Genomic DNA, 16,379 nt, shown 5'->3' with positions numbered 1-16,379 from the left:
GGCCGGCTGTTCCGCCCTTTGAAGACTGAAATGACTGACTCCCCCTTTCCCCTTGAAGCCACCGCTGCCGAGGCACAGACCACGATCGCCGACGAGTTCTCGTTCTTCAGCGACTGGTCCGAGCGCTACCAGTACCTGATCGACCTGGGCCGCAAGCTGCCGACCTTCCCTGAGGCATGGAAGACCGAAGAGCATCGCCTGCTCGGCTGCCAGTCGATGGTGTGGATCGTGCCCGAGGGCAATGCAGACAACCTGCGCTTCCATGCGATCAGTGACTCGGCGATCGTGTCCGGCCTGATCTTCCTGGCCCTGCGGGTGTATTCCGGCAGGAGCGCAAGCGAGATACTCGCCACCGAACCGACCTACATCCAGGACATCGGTCTGTCGCGCCACCTCTCGCCCACCCGCAGCAATGGCGTGGCGGCGATGCTGTCCTTCATCCGTGAGACTGCACAGGCCCAGCAACCGCACCCTGCCCCGTGAGCGTGCCGGCCCCCACCGAAGAAAGCGCGCGCACGCTGCTGGCCCGTCCCGGCTTCACCAAGCTGCTGGCCTACCGCATCTTCGCGATGCTGTCGTACCAGATCGTGGCTGTCACCGTGGGGTGGCACATCTACGAGGTCACCCGGAATCCCTTTTCGCTGGGCCTGGTCGGCCTGGCCGAAGTGCTGCCGTTCTTCTGCGTGGCGCCGTTCGCGGGCTATCTGGTCGACCACCTGCCGCGGCGCCGGCTGGGCATGGCCGCGTGTGCCGGCCTGGTCGCCACCGCGCTGGTGCTGTGCGCGGTAGCCTTCGGCTGGCTCCCCTTCCACGGCGTCTGGCCGATCTATGCGGCCATCGCGTTGACCGGCATGGTCCGCGCCTTCCTGTCACCCATCTACAACGCACTGTTTGCCCGCGTGCTGGAGCGCCATCAGTTCGCACGCGGCGCCGGGCTGGGCAGTGTGTTCTTCCAGGCCGGCATGGTGGTCGGTCCCGCGCTGGGCGGCGTGCTGGTCGGCTGGGGCGGCAAGGGCGTGGCGTACGGTGTGGCGACCGGGTTTGCGGTGGTGGCCATGGGCTGCCTGGCCTCGCTGCGCGTCTCCGAGCCGGTGCACACGGGGCCGGCCGCGCCGATCTTCCGCAGCATCGCCGAAGGGGCACGCTTCGTGGTCGGCAACCGGATCATGGTCGGGGCGATGGCGCTGGACATGTTTTCAGTGCTGCTGGGCGGCGTGGTGGCGATGCTGCCCGCCTTCCTGCAGGAGATTCTGCATTACGGCCCGGAAGGACTGGGCATCCTGCGTGCGGCCCCGGCATTGGGTTCCATCGCGGTCGGGCTGTGGCTTGCGCGCCACTCGCTGCAGCAGCATGCCGGCCGCGTGCTGCTGTTCGCCGTGGCCGGCTTCGGCGTATGTGTGATCAGCTTCGGGTTGTCCCACCACTTCTGGCTGTCGGCGCTCATCCTGCTGTTCTACGGCGCGTTCGACGGCGTGTCGGTGGTGGTGCGTTCGACCATCCTGCAGCTGGCGACACCGGAAGAGATGCGCGGTCGCGTGTCGTCCATCAACGGCATCTTCATCAGCTCGTCCAACGAACTCGGCGCGTTCTACGCGGGCACGATGGCGAAGTGGCTGGGACTGGTGCCTGCGGTGGTACTGGGCGGCTTCGCCGTGCTCAGCGTGGCGGGCATTACCGCCTGGAAGAATCCCACGTTGCGGCGATTGAACCTGCGCGACCTGCAGTAAGACGGCTTTGCTCGCGCCGAGCCATGCTCGGCGCGTTTGCCCGTTGACGGCCAGCGGCCGTCACTACCGTCATTCTGTGCGACATCCGATGCGGGCCCGCCGAGCGTGGCTCGGCGCTACCGGGTATCCCGCCATCGCGCGCCCTTGGACGCGACCCTCGCTTCAGTTGCCACAGCCCTGCAGCTTCAACGTCTGGCCTTGGCGCAGGCTGTACGCGGGCGCTTTCAGCCCATTCGCGCGGGCCAGCGTCGGCACATCGCAGCGGAACTTCGCCGCGATCCTGCCAAGCGTGTCACCCTTTCCCACCTTGTGGGTGCGCACCGGCTGTGGACGCACTGCGGCAGGACGCGGTGCGACCACCGGCGCGGCCGGTGCCGTGCCGACCACGCTCGCTTCCGCAGCCGCCACCGGCACCACGCCCCCCACCGCCACGCTGCCGGTGAAGCTGGCTGCGCTGGGACGCACGATCGCCGCATTGAGATCGGCGGTGATCAGCGTACGTGCCAGGTCGGCACGCGGGCCGCTGACGCAGTTGCGCGTGTACAGACCGGCGATGCGGGTGGTGGCATTGATCAGCGTACCGGCCGGGATCCAGCCGTCCGCCTCGTAGCGCGGGTTGAGGTTGCGCAGCGTCCGCATGTAGCCATCACGCGTGCCTTGGCTGCCCAGGCAGATGGTCAGCTCGTAGATCGTCGTCGACTTGGCCAGACGCACCGTGGCCGGCTGTGCGTTGACCTTCGGGAACTCGACGCCGTACTGCTGCGGATGCAGGAAGATCCAGGCCGCCGCGATCACCATCGGCACGTAGTCTTTGGTTTCTGCCGGGAACTCGCTGTACACGCTGTCCACCCAGAAGCTCTGACCAGCGCCCTGGCGGAACACACGCAGCGCCCGCCCTTCCCCGCCGTTGTAGCCGGCCAGCGACAGCTCGATATTGTTGTTGAGCTGGCGCATGCGCTCATTGAGGTAGGTCGCGCTGGCTTCAGCCGCGCTGCGCGCATCGAACCGGGTATCGAAGCCGGTGCCATCCGGGCCCAGGCCGAACCGCCGACCGGTAGCTGGCATGAACTGCATCAACCCGGCCGCGCCCGCACGCGATGACGCATGCACGCGCCCGTTGGATTCCTTGGCCATGATGCCGAACAGCAGCGCCTCGGGCAGACCGCGCTTCTCCCACTCCGGCCACATCACCGCGCGCACGTTCTGGTAATTCTCGTAGCTGGTCAACAACGCGGGGCGCATGTCGGTGAGCCAACGGCGGATGCCGGCCTGGATGGCCGGGTTGTACTCCACCATGCTGTCGAAGGCGTGGCGCTTGTCGTTGAGCAGGGCGGCGGCACGCGCGGCCTCGGGCACGTCGGCGGCCAGCGGCCCGATGTGGTCGGGGTCGGCCTGCAAGGTGTCACCCGCCTCGTCGGCCACGCTGTCCTCGCCTTCCGCATCGGCATCCCGCTTGAGCAGCCGCTTGTACGTGGCCAGCAGGTTGCTCATCTGGCAGCCCTTCTGCGCCACGCACGCGCTCAGCACGTCCTCCATGTCTTCCAGTGCCGCATCGGCTTCGGCGGCCCCCTTGGGATCGGCATTGGCCACGCGCAGCAGCGCGTCGGTGTAGCGTTTCTCGGCCACGCCCATGCGCTGCTGCAGCGCATCGGCCTTGGCCCGGTCACGGTTGGATACACGCTGCGCATGGGCGTCGGGGACGGCAACCAGCAGGCTGGCGAGCGCCAGGACGGGCAAGGCACGAGCAAGCAGGACAGGAACGGGCATTTTTGGCACTGTGTGCGGATCAGACGGGCAGAGTAGCGGTGCCGCCAAGGTCGGGGCAACCCGGGCAACGACAGCGCGGCGCGGCCCGTTAACATTGCGCGTACATTGCGCGTATTCATCAGAGAGGCTGGACCATGGACCCGATTCTGCTCGGCAACGGCATTACCGACGACATAGCGGTCACCCTGTTGCCGAAACTGGGCAATCGCCATGGCCTGGTCGCCGGCGCCACCGGCACCGGCAAGACCGTCACCTTGATGACGCTGGCCGAGGGCTTCTCGCGCATCGGCGTTCCGGTCTTCATGGCGGATGTAAAAGGCGACGTATCCGGCCTGGCGGTTGCCGGGGCCGGCGGTGATGCCCTGCTGCAGCGCGCGGCGCAGATCGGCGTGGCCGACTACGCACCGGCGGCCAGTCCGGCCATCTTCTGGGACCTGTACGGCAAGCTGGGACACCCGGTACGCACCACCATCAGCGAAATGGGGCCGACCCTGCTGTCACGGATCCTGGAACTGAGTGACACCCAGTCCGGCGTGATGGATATCGTGTTCAAGCTGGCCGATGACCGCGGGTTGCTGCTGTTGGACATGGATGACCTGCGCGCCCTGCTTGGCCTGGTTGCTGAAGAACGCAAGGACATCTCCACCGAATACGGCCTGGTCAGCGCGCAGTCGGTCGCGGCGATCCAACGCGCGCTGCTGCGCCTGTCCCAGGACGGCGGTGAAGCGTTCTTCGGCGAACCGGCACTGGAACTGGCTGACCTCATGCGGGTCAACCATGACGGACGCGGCGTGATCGGCATCCTTGCAGCGGACCAGCTGGTGCTCAAGCCCAGGCTTTATTCCACCTTCCTGCTGTGGTTGCTGTCGGAGCTGTTTGAAACGCTGCCGGAAGTGGGCGACCTGGAGAAGCCGAAGCTGGTCTTCATCTTCGACGAGGCGCACCTGCTGTTCAACGACGCACCGTCGTCCCTGGTGCAGCGTATCGAACAGGTGGTGCGGCTGATCCGTTCCAAGGGGGTCGGTGTGTATTTCTGTTCCCAGTTCCCCGACGACGTGCCCGCCAACATCCTCGGCCAGCTGGGCAACCGGGTGCAGCATGCGCTGCGCGCCTTCACCCCGCGCGACCAGAAGGCGGTCAAGACCGCCGCAGAGACGTTCGTTCCCAATCCGAAGCTGGACGTGGCACGCGTCCTTGCCTCGCTTGGCACCGGTGAAGCGCTGGTGTCCACGCTGCAGGACAAAGGCATTCCGATGCCGGTGCAGCAGACCCTGATCGCCCCACCCCGCTGCCGGATGGGGCCGGTGACCGACACGGAACGTGCGCAGGTGCGTGCAGGCAGTCCGGTCGGGACGCGCTATGACACTGCCATCAACCGCGAATCGGCAGCGGAACGGCTGGCACAGCGGGCGCAGAAAACCGTGGAAACGAGCGACGCGCCCAAGGCCCGCACGCGCGAACAGGATGACGCCCAGGGCGGCGGCTTCGGCCAGACCATCAAGGACGCCATCTTCGGCACCAAACGCCGCCAAGGCATGATCGAGACCATGGCCAAACAGACCACGCGGACCGTCGGCACCAAGCTGGGCAACCAGATCGTACGCGGGATTCTCGGTGGCATCTTCGGCGGCAAGCGCTGATGTCGCGTTGGCGTCCACCGGCAGAGAAAAGTACTGCGTTGATCACCTCCAGCGGCCATGCGCGCCTGAAAGCAGAGCTGGACGACCTGTGGCGGGTGCGCCGCCCGGAGGTGGTGCGGGCCCTGGCGGCGGCCGCCGCTGAAGGAGATCGTTCGGAGAACGCCGAATACACGTACCGCAAAAAGCAGCTCGGCGAGATCGACCGGCGCGTGCGGTACCTGAGCAAGCGACTGGAAGCCCTGCGCGTGGTCGACGGTGAACCCAGCGACCCACAGGCGGTCTTCTTCGGCGCGTGGGTGGAACTGGAGAACGTGGACAGCGGCGAAGTGCGTCGGCACCGCATTGTCGGCCCGGACGAAACCGACGCCAGCACCGGCTGGATCAGCATTGATTCGCCCCTGGCCCGCGCCCTGTTGAAGAAGCGCGTCGACGACGAGTTCGAAGTCGACCTGCCCGGGGGCCGGCACGGCTTCGTGATCGTATCGGTGGCGTACAACAGCGGCTGACGCCGACGGTTGGCCGATGGGTAGAGCCGGTGGGTAGAGCCGACTTTAGTCGGCTGCCTTAGCTCCGCGCGGAAAGCAGCCGACTGAAGTCGGCTCTACCTGCGGCTCTACCGGGAGCGGGTAGACACGGCCGTCGCGCAGCGGTCGGAAATACGCTGCCTGGCGATAGAATCCGGCGTCCTGCGGGGCATGCCATCCGGGAATCCCGGCCAACGGCAGGGGCCGCAGTTGCAGGGGGTCTGTCAGGACGTCCTGATGCCCGATCGCCTGCGCCACCGCGTCGACGCACATCGCATCCTCCTCGCCTTGCACCACCACGCATTTGCCGACCAGCAGACGGCCCGGCAGCAGCGCCTGCTCCATCAGCGCGTGGCCGATCACCGCAACCACGCTGATGTCGCCGTTACGCCACGATCCAGCGTGCTGGACAAACAGACCCTGCCAATCGTGCGCATTCCACGCTGCCATCACCGCAGCGTCGCGCACCCGGACGATCACGCCCGTTTCGTCGAAGTGGGTCAGCGCGGCCTGCGCGCGATTGCGCTGGCTGGCCCCCATGGCCGCAATGTGCATGCACTGGCACGCGTTGAGGGCAAGTTTGATGGCCGGGTAGCGCGCCCAGACCAAGGCATTGAACAGGTCATGCCAGTTTTCCGCGCGGGTCGCGATCTGCCCGCGCTCGGCAATGCGGCACTCATAGTGCAGGCCATCGGCCAGCAGCCTCTCATCCTGCGGGACAAGATGCTTGCCAGGCAGCAGCAGACGGTTGGCAAGACCATCGATCGCTGGCCAGTCACGTGCGGTCAGTAGTTCGCCGTATGCGCGCACCGCGTCGAACAGCGGGTGCGCAAAGCAGGACATATCCACGTCCTGTCGCTGCGGGGCAACGAAGCGCCGACGCGGCCCGTCTGGCGCCACAGCGTGACAGTCACTCGTTGCCACGCACGACGCCCCCGGGGCCCGACAGGGTCACAGCATCTTCAGGTCGAGCGACTTGCGTGCGGCAGGCACGGCCGCCGGCGGCAGCGCGTCGCCGTACAGATCATGCTCATCGCTTTCGGTGATCTCCACGTCGACGAAATCGCCCACCCGCAAGGTCACCTCGTCGGCGTTCTGGATATGCACCAGTCCATCGATCTCCGGTGCATCGGCCTTGGAGCGGGCCACCGCGATGTCGCCTTCAATGGCGTCTACCAGGCATTGCTGCACAGTGCCGATCTTGGCCTCCAGCCGCGACGCGGAAATCTGTGCCTGCTTCTCCATGAAACGCGCCAGACGCTCCTGCTTCACCTCTTCCGGCACTGGATCAGGCAGGTTGTTGGCGGTCGCGCCTTCCACCGGCGAGTATGCGAACGCACCGACACGGTCCAGCTGCGCCTCGTCCAGGAACGACAGCAGTTCTTCGAACTCCGCCTCGGTCTCACCGGGGAAGCCCACGATGAAGGTCGACCGCACGGTGATGTCCGGCGCGATGCGGCGCCAGTTCTGCACGCGTTCGAGGGTCTTTTCCACGGCACCCGGGCGCTTCATCAGGCGCAGGATGCGCGGACTGGCGTGCTGGAACGGAATGTCCAGATAGGGCAGGATGCGATTTTCCGCCATCAGCGGCACCATGTCGTCCACGTGCGGATACGGGTAGACATAGTGCATCCGCACCCAGGCATCGAGTTCGGACAAGCCTTCGCAGAGCGACTTCATGCGCGTCTGGTAGGCCTTGTCACGCCACATCCGCTCGGCGTACTTCACATCCACGCCGTAGGCCGAGGTGTCCTGCGAGACCACGAGCAGTTCGCGCACGCCACCCCGCACCAGCCGCTCGGCTTCGCGAAGCACGTCGTCGACCGGCCGCGAGACCAGCTTGCCGCGCATCGACGGAATGATGCAGAAGCTGCACTTGTGGTTGCAGCCTTCGGAGATCTTCAGATAGGCGTAGTGGCGCGGCGTCAACTTGATGCCGTAATCCGGCACCAAGTCCACGAAGGGGTTGTGGCGTGGCGGAATCGCCGCATGCACCGCTTCCATCACGCTCTGGTAGTCCTGCGGACCGGACACGGCCAGCACGTCCGGATACGCCGCGCGGATCTGTTCGGGGCGCTTGCCCAGGCAGCCGGTGACGATCACCTTGCCGTTGGCATTCATGGCCTCACCGATGGCGTCGAGCGACTCGGCCACCGCCGAATCGATGAAGCCACAGGTATTGACCACCACCACGTCGGCGGCGTCGTAGGTCGGCACGATGTCGTACCCCTCCACCCGCAACTGGGTGAGGATGCGTTCGGAATCGACGAGGGCCTTCGGGCAGCCAAGGCTGACGAAGCCGACTTTGGGGTTCAGCTGGGACATGGATCGGGGACTCTGGGGGCCTGGGCCGGGCGTGGCCTGGGGGCCTGGATCGGGCAAGTATACCGGGCCAGCCGCCGCCCCCTGAACCACGGCGAGCAGGACGGCGGGATCGAGGTGCCGCACCGCCTCCCTGACAGCCTGCTTACGCCGCCGAAGGGGATAATGGTGCGCCAACCCTATTGAAGAGGCCTCGCACCATGGGCAACTGGATCAACCTTGATACCCACCACGGCAAGGCACGCGCCTGGGAAGTCCTGCCGGAAGGCACGCCCCGTGGCGGCCTGGTGGTCATCCAGGAAATCTTCGGGGTGAACCCGCACATGCGCTCGGTCGCTGAACGCTTTGCCGCCGAGGGCTACGCGGTCCTCGCGCCGTCATTCTTCGACCTGCTCAGCGATGACGCGGACGCCCCGCCGGTCGAGCTGCCCTACGACGGTGACGGCGTGAAGGCCGGGCTGGAAAAGGTGGACGCCGTCGGTGTGGAGAAGTCACTGGTGCTGGTCCGCGCCGCGGCCAGCCGGCTGGCCGTGCATGGCAAAGTGGGCACGGTCGGCTATTGCTGGGGTGGCAGCATCGCCCTGCTCGCCGCGCTGCGGCTGGGCCTGCCGTCGGTCAGCTACTACGGCGCCCGCAACGTGCAGTTCCTGGATGAAGTCCCCAAGGCACCGGTGATGTTCCACTTCGGCGCACAGGACAAGAGCATCCCGCCGGAGGCCATTGCCGCCCACCGCGAGAAGCTGCCCAAAATGGAGACCTTCGTGTACCCGGCCGACCACGGCTTCAACCGGGACGTCGGACATGCGTATGATCCAGACAGCGCCGCCCTGGCGCTGGACCGCACCCTGAAATTCTTCAAGGAGCATCTTGGATGAGTGATTTCGAACTGCATTCGCGCCTGGCCAACGACAGCGTACTGGTCGCCGAGGGGCCGTTGTCGCAGATCCGGTTGATGAATGATGAACGTTACCCCTGGCTGCTGTTGGTGCCGCGCCTGCCCGGGGTCACCGAATGGATCGACCTGGATGGCGAGCAGCAGGACAAGCTGCGCACCGAGCTCAACCGGGTATCCAAGGCGCTGAAGGTCGAAGACGGGGTGCAGAAGATCAACATCGGTGCGCTTGGCAACATCGTGCCGCAGCTGCATTTCCATGTGATCGGGCGCCATGAAGGCGATCCGGCATGGCCGGCACCGGTGTGGGGCCACGGCGAAGCACATCGTTTCGCGCCGGAGGTGCTGGAACAACGTGTCCTGCACTGGAAGGACAAGCTAGGATATCCGCCCCACCCTTGAGCGTTAGCAGACCCCGATGCGTTTCAATCTAGTCGCCGCCATCCTGCTGATCCTGGTCGGGCTGTTCATGCTCGCCACCAACCTCGGTTGGACCAACATGAACTTTACCCGCCTGCTTGCCACGTGGTGGCCCGTGGGCCTGGTGGCGGTCGGCATCGGGATGCTGTTCGGCCGCGGCAAGTAACTGCGCGGATCGCGCGCATGCCGACCTGGCCGGTCGGCATGCGACGTTGATCAGGTGCGCGGCAGCGTCACACCGGTCTGGCCCTGATACTTGCCGCCGCGATCCTTGTACGAGGTCTCGCAGACATCGTCCTGGTCGGCCTGGAAGAACAGCATCTGTGCCACGCCTTCATTGGCGTAGATGCGTGCGGGCAACGGCGTGGTGTTGCTGAATTCCAGCGTCACGTGCCCTTCCCACTCCGGCTCCAGCGGGGTCACGTTGACGATGATGCCGCAGCGCGCGTACGTGCTCTTGCCCAGGCAGACGACCAACGTGTCGCGTGGAATGCGGAAGAACTCCACGGTACGTGCGAGCGCGAAGCTGTTCGGCGGAATGATGCACTCATCGGCCACCACGTCGACGAAGCTCTTCGGATCGAAGTGCTTGGGGTCGACGATGGTGGAGTTGATGTTGGTGAACACCTTGAACTCGCGCGAGCAGCGCACGTCGTAGCCATAGCTCGAGGTGCCGTAGCTGACGATGCGCTCGCCGTTGGCCTGCTTGACCTGCCCGGCTTCGAACGGCTCGATCATGCCGTGCTGCTCGGACATGCGGCGGATCCAACGGTCACTCTTGATGCTCATGCTTGATCCTGGCTGGGGAGGGAGGCAATAACCCGGGGCCTGATTCTACAGCTGCGGCCACGGGGTGACGACCAGCGGCCGCTCGCGCGCCGTTCTGGCGGCCAGCGGCCGTCAGACCAGCGAGGATAGGATCGGAATCGAGGCCCGCGGACGCTTGGCCAGCTCTTCCAGCAGGCGCGTCGCGGCGACGCGGTAGGCCTGCGCGGCGGTCGAATCCGGCTGCGCGGCGGTGATCGGCGTGCCGGCATCCCCCTGCTCGCGGATGTCGATCTGCAACGGCAACGAGCCGAGCAACGGTACAGCGTACTGCGCGGCCATCTTCTCGCCGCCGCCCGCTCCAAAGAGGTGCTCGACATGACCACAGCTGCTGCAGGTATGCACGGCCATGTTTTCCACGATACCCAGCACGGGCACTTCGACCTTCTCGAACATCTTCAGCGCCTTGCGCGCGTCGAGCGTGGCGATGTCCTGCGGCGTGGTGACGATCACCGCACCGGCCAGCGGAATTTTCTGGGTGAGGGTGAGCTGGATGTCACCGGTGCCGGGCGGCAGATCGATCAGCAGCACGTCCAGGTCGTCCCACAGGGTGTCGTTGAAGAACTGGGTCATCGCCGAGGTGGCCATCGGGCCGCGCCAGATCATCGGAGTCTCATCGTCGATCAGGTAGCCGATCGACATCGTGTCCACGCCGAATGCACGCGGCGGCTCGATGCTCTTGTTGTCCGGACTCTCCGGCCGGCCGGACAGGCCCATCATCGCCGGCACCGACGGACCATAGATGTCGGCATCCAGCAGGCCGACGCGGGCGCCCAACTGCTGCAGCGCGACGGCCAGGTTGACCGACGTGGTGCTCTTGCCCACCCCGCCCTTGCCAGAGCCCACGGCCACCACGTTGCGGATGCGCGGATGCGGCGTCAGCCCTTTCTGGACCTGGCTGACGTGCGGGCGGCGTGGCGGGTTGTTCACTTCGGGACTCCGGGGGAAATAGTGCGGGACATAGAGATGATACGCGTGGCCCCGCGCCTTCGTTCCGGCCCCATGGCCCGCCGCCGCCCGTCATGACACGAATCCCACAGCCAACAACGTGATCGAAGTTGACTCACACTCACGCTTCGTTCATCTTCGCAGCCTCATTGCAACGGACGCTTTTCACCATGCACCTCACCCGATCGCTTCGCTTCTGCACCGCGCTGTCGCTGCTTGCCGCCTCTGTCTCGCAGGCGATGGCCGCCCCCCTGCCGGTCGATGACTTCTCGAAGATCCCGGCCATCCAGTCGGTGACCATGAGCGCCGACGGCAAGCAGCTGGTCGCCATCATCTCCGCCCCGGGCAGCAACAACGGCGACACCGCCCTTGCCAACTGGGACATGGACAAGCTGGATGCCGGTCCGGTGGCGATCACCCCGTCCGGTGACCGCATGAAGTTCGTTGCCGCCAGTGCGCTGAAGGCCGGCAAGAACCTGGTGCTCAGCCGCCAGGAGCTGACCGCGCAGCTGTCCGGCTGCGGCGAAGGCAATTCGATCGGCTCCACCAAGACCTTCCTGACCAAGGCCTACCTGACCGATTCCAGCCAGGTGAAGTTCGACGAAGCGTTCGCCGACAACACGCGCAAACTGGGTATCAGCGAGCAGACCCAGCGCTGCCTTGAGATCGCCGGTTCCGCGTCGCTGGTGCACGCGCTGCCGCTGGACCCGGACAAGGTCGTCATCTCCCAGGTCAACCAGACCACCCTGTCGGCGAACTACTATCTGTTCAACCTGCGCACCGGGCAGACCGAACTTCTGTTCCGCGGCGGCGCGCGTTCCTCGCCCGGGCTGTTCAATCCGCGCAACGGTGAACTGCTGACCCGCGTGCAGATCGAGCCAGCCGGCGCCAACGAGTACGAGCAGCAGATCCTGATCAAGAACCCGGCCTCCGGGCAGTTCGAGAAGCACGATCCGCTGACCACCAAGCTCACCGATCGTTACACGATGGACATCGTCGGCATCGATGAAGCATCGAAGAAGCTCTACATCCTGACCGATCGCTTCTCCCCGCAGGTGCAGGCGCGGATGTACGACCCGACCACCCGCGCCTTCGATCCGGAGCCCCTCGCCGCGCACCCGACCTATCCGATCGGCGGCCTGGTGCTGGGTACGCGCCCGAGCAACTTCAACCAGGTGCTGGGCTTCCACGTCGATGGCCCCACCCGTGAAACGATCTACGTCGATCCGCAGATGAAGGCCCTGCAGGACGGGCTGAAGCAGGCTTACCCGGGTCTGGATGTCACCATCACCGGCTACAACGACGATCTGTCACGCGTGCTGTTCACCACCGACAGCGCGCAGTCGCCGGTCAGCTATTACGTGCTGCGCGACCGCAAGAACGTGACCACCCTGGGCAGCGAACGTCCGTGGATCGATGGCAAGAAGATCGGCGAGCAGCGCTGGGTGACTTACACCGCACGGGATGGCCGCAAGATTCCCGCCATCGTCGACCTGCCGGTTGGCTGGAAGGAAGGCAGCACCGCTCTGCCCACCCTGGTGCATCCGCACGGCGGCCCGTGGGCACGCGACTACACCGGCTGGGACCGCTCGGGCTGGGTGCCTTACTTCACCTCGCGTGGCTATGCGGTGATCCGCCCGCAGTACCGCGGCTCCACCGGTTTCGGCCGCGAGCACTGGATTGCCGGTGACCGCGAGTGGGGCCAGAAGATGCAGGACGACAACGACGATGCGGCGGCCTGGATGGTGCAGCAGGGCATTGCCGCCAAGGATCGCATCGCGATCTTCGGCTATTCCTACGGTGGCTTCGCGGCGGCGGCAGCCACCGTGCGCAGCCCATCGCCCTACCAGTGCGCCATCGCCGGTGCACCGGTGACCGACCTGGCACGACTGGGCGTGTCCTGGAGCGAAAACCGGCTGCAGCGCATCCTGCAGGGACAGACAGTGAAGGGCATGGACCCGATGCAGAACACCGCCAAGGCGACCATCCCCGTGCTGCTCTACGTAGGTGACCGCGATGTACGCACGCCTTCGTTCCATGCGCGCAGCTTCTACAACGCCGTGCAGGGCAAGGTGCCTGCCAAGTTCGAGCTGATCCCCGACATGCCGCACAGCATGCCGTGGTACCCCAGCCACTATCAGAAGACGTTGCCGCTGATGTCCGACTTCCTCGCCAAGGAGTGCGGTCCGGGCGGCCTGTAAATCGATCCAGCGCGACGCAATGGTCAGCACAGAGCTCCGGCGATCACCTCGCCGGAGCTCTTTTCGTGTCTGCGAACCTGAATCAGTGATTACGACAGTGTGATGAAAATGTCGCAACATTTACGTTGCATTTAGCAAATAGCGCTCATAGACTCGGTTAACCGGAGCATAACAACTGGGAAGTCAACGCAATGCGCAAAGCCAATCGCCACCTCTCGCCAAGCCGTGTCCCTCTGACCCTCGCTGTGCTGGCCTGCCTCACCGCCGCACCTGCCTTCGCGCAGGAGAGCAATCAGAGCAACACCGCCAAGTCAACGGCCGCCTCCGCTGAGCCGACGACCCGGGATCTGGACAGAGTCTCTGTCACCGGCTCGCTGATCCGCCGTGCGGATTACGAGACCGCCTCCCCCGTGTTCACCATTGACACCGAGAAGAACGCCGCTCAGGGCCAGGTGAACGTTGGCGAATTCCTGCAGCGCTCGGCCATCGGCGCCGCTGAAACGCAGATCACCCACCAGTTCGGCGGCTTCGTCGTCGACGGCGGTACCGGCGTGCAGACGTTCTCGCTGCGCGGCCTGGGCGCGAACCGTACCCTCGTGCTGCTTGACGGCCAGCGTCCCGGCCCGGCCGGCACCCGCGGCGCCGTCGGCGCTTTCGATCTGAACGTGATCCCGACCGCCGTGCTGCAGCGCGCTGAGATCGTGAAGGACGGTTCGTCCTCGATCTACGGCTCCGACGCCGTCGCCGGCGTGGTCAACCTGATCACCAAGAAGAACTTCGATCGTCCGGAACTGACCGTGACCTCGCGCATCCCGACCCAGGGCGGCGGTGAAGTGTTCGCCGCGTCGCTGGCCAATGGCTGGAACTTCGAAACCGGCAGCGTCGTCGCTGCGGTCGAGTGGTACCGCCACAACGAGCTGACCCGCGGTGACCGCGATTACCTCAAGTGCGGCGAAGATCTGATCAAGGATGCCGACGGCAACCGTATCGATCGCCAGGATCGTTCCATCAATGCCGGCACTCCGCTGGCGAACTGCAACAACCTGCTGCACAACGTCATCGACGAATACGATTCGCCGATCCGCTACGTGCCCTCTGCTGATGGCAGCACGGTCGGTCCGTTCGCCGGTTATCGCCCGCGCGCCAACCAGACCTATGCCGGTGGCAACCCGGTTGCGTTCTATCAGGAACCGCTGAACTTCTCGCGCTGGGGCGAGAGCCACATCATGAACCGCCAGGAGCGCAAGTCGGCTTACCTGGCCACTGATTTCGGCTTCGATTCGTTCAACTGGAAGACCCAGTTCCTATACAACAAGCGCACCACGGACAACTTCCAGTGGCGCCAGTTCTTCCCGACCGTGGAAGCGCCGGGCACCACCAACGGCTATGCCCAGCCGGTGCTGCCGTTCAAGTCGCAGTCCCACACCGAGGTCGACTACTTCTACGGCGCCACCAAGTTCGATGGCCTGTTCAAGGGCACCGAGTCGTGGGGCTGGGAAGTCAACGGCAACTACAGCCGTTCCAGCGGCAAGTACAACACGCTGGGCATCAAGAACTCGATCACCGGTGACCTGCTCACCGAAGGCGCAGGCGAAACGCCGGCTGCCAATTACTTCGATCCGGGCTACCTGAGCGGTGCCAAGGTCGACGAGCTGGTCGACATCCTGGGCGTGTGGGCCCCGGGCAAGACCACCTACGACCAGTACAGCATCAACGCAGTATTCACCGGTGAGCTGTTCGACCTGCCGGCCGGCGCGGTCGGCACGGCCATCGGCTTCGAGTACCGCAACTACAAGATCAACGACCAGCCGGGCGTCGAGTACAAGGATCTGTGGGGCGCGTCCACCGCTGACCAGACCAAGGGCGAAGACAAGGTCAAGGAAGCCTTCGTCGAGTTCGACGTTCCGCTGCTGAAGGGCATCACCGGCATCGAATCGCTGAGCGCCAACGCCTCCGGCCGTATCTTCGAATACGACTCGGTCGATGGCAGCGATTCGGTCTGGAAGCTCGGCCTGAACTGGCAGATCAATTCGGCGTTCCGTGTCCGCGGCACCTTGGGTACCTCGTACCGCGCACCGGGCCTGTATGAGCTGTACCTGGGCAACCAGACCGGCTTCCAGGCACAGACCGCGATCGATCCGTGCATCCGCTGGGGCGAGAGCAACAACACCAACCTGCAGACCAACTGCGGCGCGGCGGGCATCCCGGCGGACTACACCGGTGCAGGCTCCAGCGCTACGGTGTTCACCAGCGGCGGCGCCGGCAACCTGACGCCGGAAACCTCGCGGGCGAAGAGCGCCGGTATCGTGTTCACCCCGTCGTTCACCGACCTGAGCATCGCGATCGATTACTTCGACTACAAGGTCAAGGGTCAGATCACCGCGCTGGGTTCGGCCGACATCGTGGATGGCTGCTATACCTCCAGCACCTTCCCGAACCGTTACTGCGAACTGCTGGTGCGCAACCCGACCACCGGTCCGGATGCCAACTCGATCCGCGAGATCTACGCCCAGTACCTCAACATCAACCAGCAGCGCACCCGTGGTTGGGACCTGACGGCAAACTGGGAACGTGAGTTCGGTTTCGGCACCTTCGCGGTCGACACCCAGGTCACCTACACGATGGAAGACGTGGCGCAGATCTTCGACACCGCCGAGGCCAGCGGCCTGTCTGATTCGGACCAGCTGGGCTACATCGGCCGACCGGACGTGGTGGCCAACCTGGGCCTGAGCCTGACCCGTGGCGACTGGAGCTACAACTGGCTGACCCAGTACATCGGCTCGACCGAGAACAAGGACTTGAACAATGTGTTCACCTACCAGGGGCGTCCGAACTCCTACCGCGACCTGACCGCCGACGCACGCCTGTACCACACCGCGTCGCTGAGCTACGAGCAGTCGGATTGGGAAATCCTGGTCGGTGTGTCCAACGTGTTCAACACCAAGCCGGCCCTGATCTCCACCGGTGCCGGCACGCGTTACGGCAACACCGCCGCGTTCGCTACGCAGTACGACCTGTACGGCCGCACCCCGTACGTGCGTCTGAAGTACAAGTTCTGATAATCCGCACGACGTGACACCCGAAGGAGGCGACCCCGGTCGCCTCCTTTTTTC

14 protein-coding genes are annotated in these 16,379 nt (G+C 65.2%); 9 read left to right on the top strand and 5 right to left on the bottom strand.

Annotated elements, in window-relative coordinates:
• Window positions 1-30: 30 nt before the first annotated feature.
• Both ABRP17_RS14885 and ABRP17_RS14880 read left to right on the top strand, forming a co-directional pair.
• Entirely contained in the window at window positions 31-483 is a 453-nt protein-coding gene (locus ABRP17_RS14885) for a SufE family protein (RefSeq protein WP_188326709.1), read from the top strand.
• Complete coding sequence (locus tag ABRP17_RS14880) at window positions 480-1,727, top strand: MFS transporter (RefSeq protein ID WP_349985098.1); 1,248 nt, start codon at window positions 480-482, stop codon at window positions 1,725-1,727. The genes ABRP17_RS14885 and ABRP17_RS14880 overlap by 4 nt, the downstream gene beginning before the upstream one ends.
• Before the next feature lie 162 nt (window positions 1,728-1,889).
• Here ABRP17_RS14880 and ABRP17_RS14875 read toward each other — a convergent pair whose 3' ends face one another.
• A complete protein-coding gene (locus ABRP17_RS14875) occupies window positions 1,890-3,494 on the bottom strand; it encodes a transglycosylase SLT domain-containing protein (RefSeq protein WP_349985099.1) in 1,605 nt (534 codons plus the stop codon).
• Between the two features lie 134 nt (window positions 3,495-3,628).
• Between ABRP17_RS14875 and ABRP17_RS14870 the strand changes: the two genes are divergently transcribed.
• Entirely contained in the window at window positions 3,629-5,134 is a 1,506-nt protein-coding gene (locus tag ABRP17_RS14870; RefSeq protein WP_349985100.1) for a helicase HerA-like domain-containing protein, read from the top strand.
• Window positions 5,134-5,640, top strand: coding sequence for a transcription elongation factor GreB (gene greB, locus ABRP17_RS14865; protein ID WP_349985101.1), 507 nt, complete (start codon window positions 5,134-5,136; stop codon window positions 5,638-5,640). Before ABRP17_RS14870 ends, greB begins: the two co-directional genes overlap by 1 nt.
• A 45-nt stretch (window positions 5,641-5,685) precedes the next feature.
• Here greB and ABRP17_RS14860 read toward each other — a convergent pair whose 3' ends face one another.
• Complete coding sequence (locus ABRP17_RS14860; protein WP_349985102.1) at window positions 5,686-6,501, bottom strand: DUF3025 domain-containing protein; 816 nt, start codon at window positions 6,499-6,501, stop codon at window positions 5,686-5,688.
• A 108-nt stretch (window positions 6,502-6,609) separates the two neighbouring features.
• Window positions 6,610-7,983: a 30S ribosomal protein S12 methylthiotransferase RimO gene (gene rimO / locus ABRP17_RS14855; RefSeq protein WP_349985103.1), complete on the bottom strand. Its 1,374-nt coding sequence runs from the start codon at window positions 7,981-7,983 to the stop codon at window positions 6,610-6,612.
• Between the two features lie 197 nt (window positions 7,984-8,180).
• Here rimO and ABRP17_RS14850 point away from each other — a divergent pair, with 197 nt between their 5' ends.
• From ABRP17_RS14850 to ABRP17_RS14840, 3 genes are read left to right on the top strand one after another with little or no spacing between them, the layout of a single operon-like run.
• Complete coding sequence (locus ABRP17_RS14850; protein WP_349985104.1) at window positions 8,181-8,855, top strand: dienelactone hydrolase family protein; 675 nt, start codon at window positions 8,181-8,183, stop codon at window positions 8,853-8,855.
• On the top strand, window positions 8,852-9,274 hold the full coding sequence (locus ABRP17_RS14845; protein WP_188326700.1) for an HIT domain-containing protein: 423 nt from the start codon (window positions 8,852-8,854) through the stop codon (window positions 9,272-9,274). The genes ABRP17_RS14850 and ABRP17_RS14845 overlap by 4 nt, the downstream gene beginning before the upstream one ends.
• Window positions 9,275-9,290: 16 nt before the next feature.
• Window positions 9,291-9,458: a LiaI-LiaF-like domain-containing protein gene (locus ABRP17_RS14840; RefSeq protein ID WP_188326699.1), complete on the top strand. Its 168-nt coding sequence runs from the start codon at window positions 9,291-9,293 to the stop codon at window positions 9,456-9,458.
• 50 nt (window positions 9,459-9,508) lie between these two features.
• Here the strand turns inward: ABRP17_RS14840 and dcd are convergent, their stop codons facing one another.
• Both dcd and apbC read right to left on the bottom strand, forming a co-directional pair.
• Window positions 9,509-10,081: a dCTP deaminase gene (gene dcd, locus ABRP17_RS14835; protein ID WP_188326698.1), complete on the bottom strand. Its 573-nt coding sequence runs from the start codon at window positions 10,079-10,081 to the stop codon at window positions 9,509-9,511.
• A 111-nt stretch (window positions 10,082-10,192) separates the two neighbouring features.
• On the bottom strand, window positions 10,193-11,047 hold the full coding sequence (gene apbC, locus ABRP17_RS14830; protein ID WP_349985105.1) for an iron-sulfur cluster carrier protein ApbC: 855 nt from the start codon (window positions 11,045-11,047) through the stop codon (window positions 10,193-10,195).
• Between the two features lie 188 nt (window positions 11,048-11,235).
• On the opposite strand from apbC, the gene ABRP17_RS14825 reads away from it, so the two are divergent.
• Window positions 11,236-13,266, top strand: a complete 2,031-nt coding sequence (locus tag ABRP17_RS14825) for a prolyl oligopeptidase family serine peptidase (RefSeq protein ID WP_349985106.1) — start codon at window positions 11,236-11,238, stop codon at window positions 13,264-13,266.
• Between the two features lie 191 nt (window positions 13,267-13,457).
• Window positions 13,458-16,325 (top strand): TonB-dependent siderophore receptor, encoded by a 2,868-nt coding sequence (locus ABRP17_RS14820; protein WP_188326695.1) that lies wholly within the window; start codon window positions 13,458-13,460, stop codon window positions 16,323-16,325.
• Window positions 16,326-16,379 lie beyond the last annotated feature (54 nt).

Source organism: Stenotrophomonas sp. WHRI 8082 (genome assembly GCF_040223995.2).
Classification (GTDB): domain Bacteria; phylum Pseudomonadota; class Gammaproteobacteria; order Xanthomonadales; family Xanthomonadaceae; genus Stenotrophomonas.
Note: the sequence above shows the minus strand (reverse complement) of the source record. Positions and strands in the feature narration are given on the sequence as shown.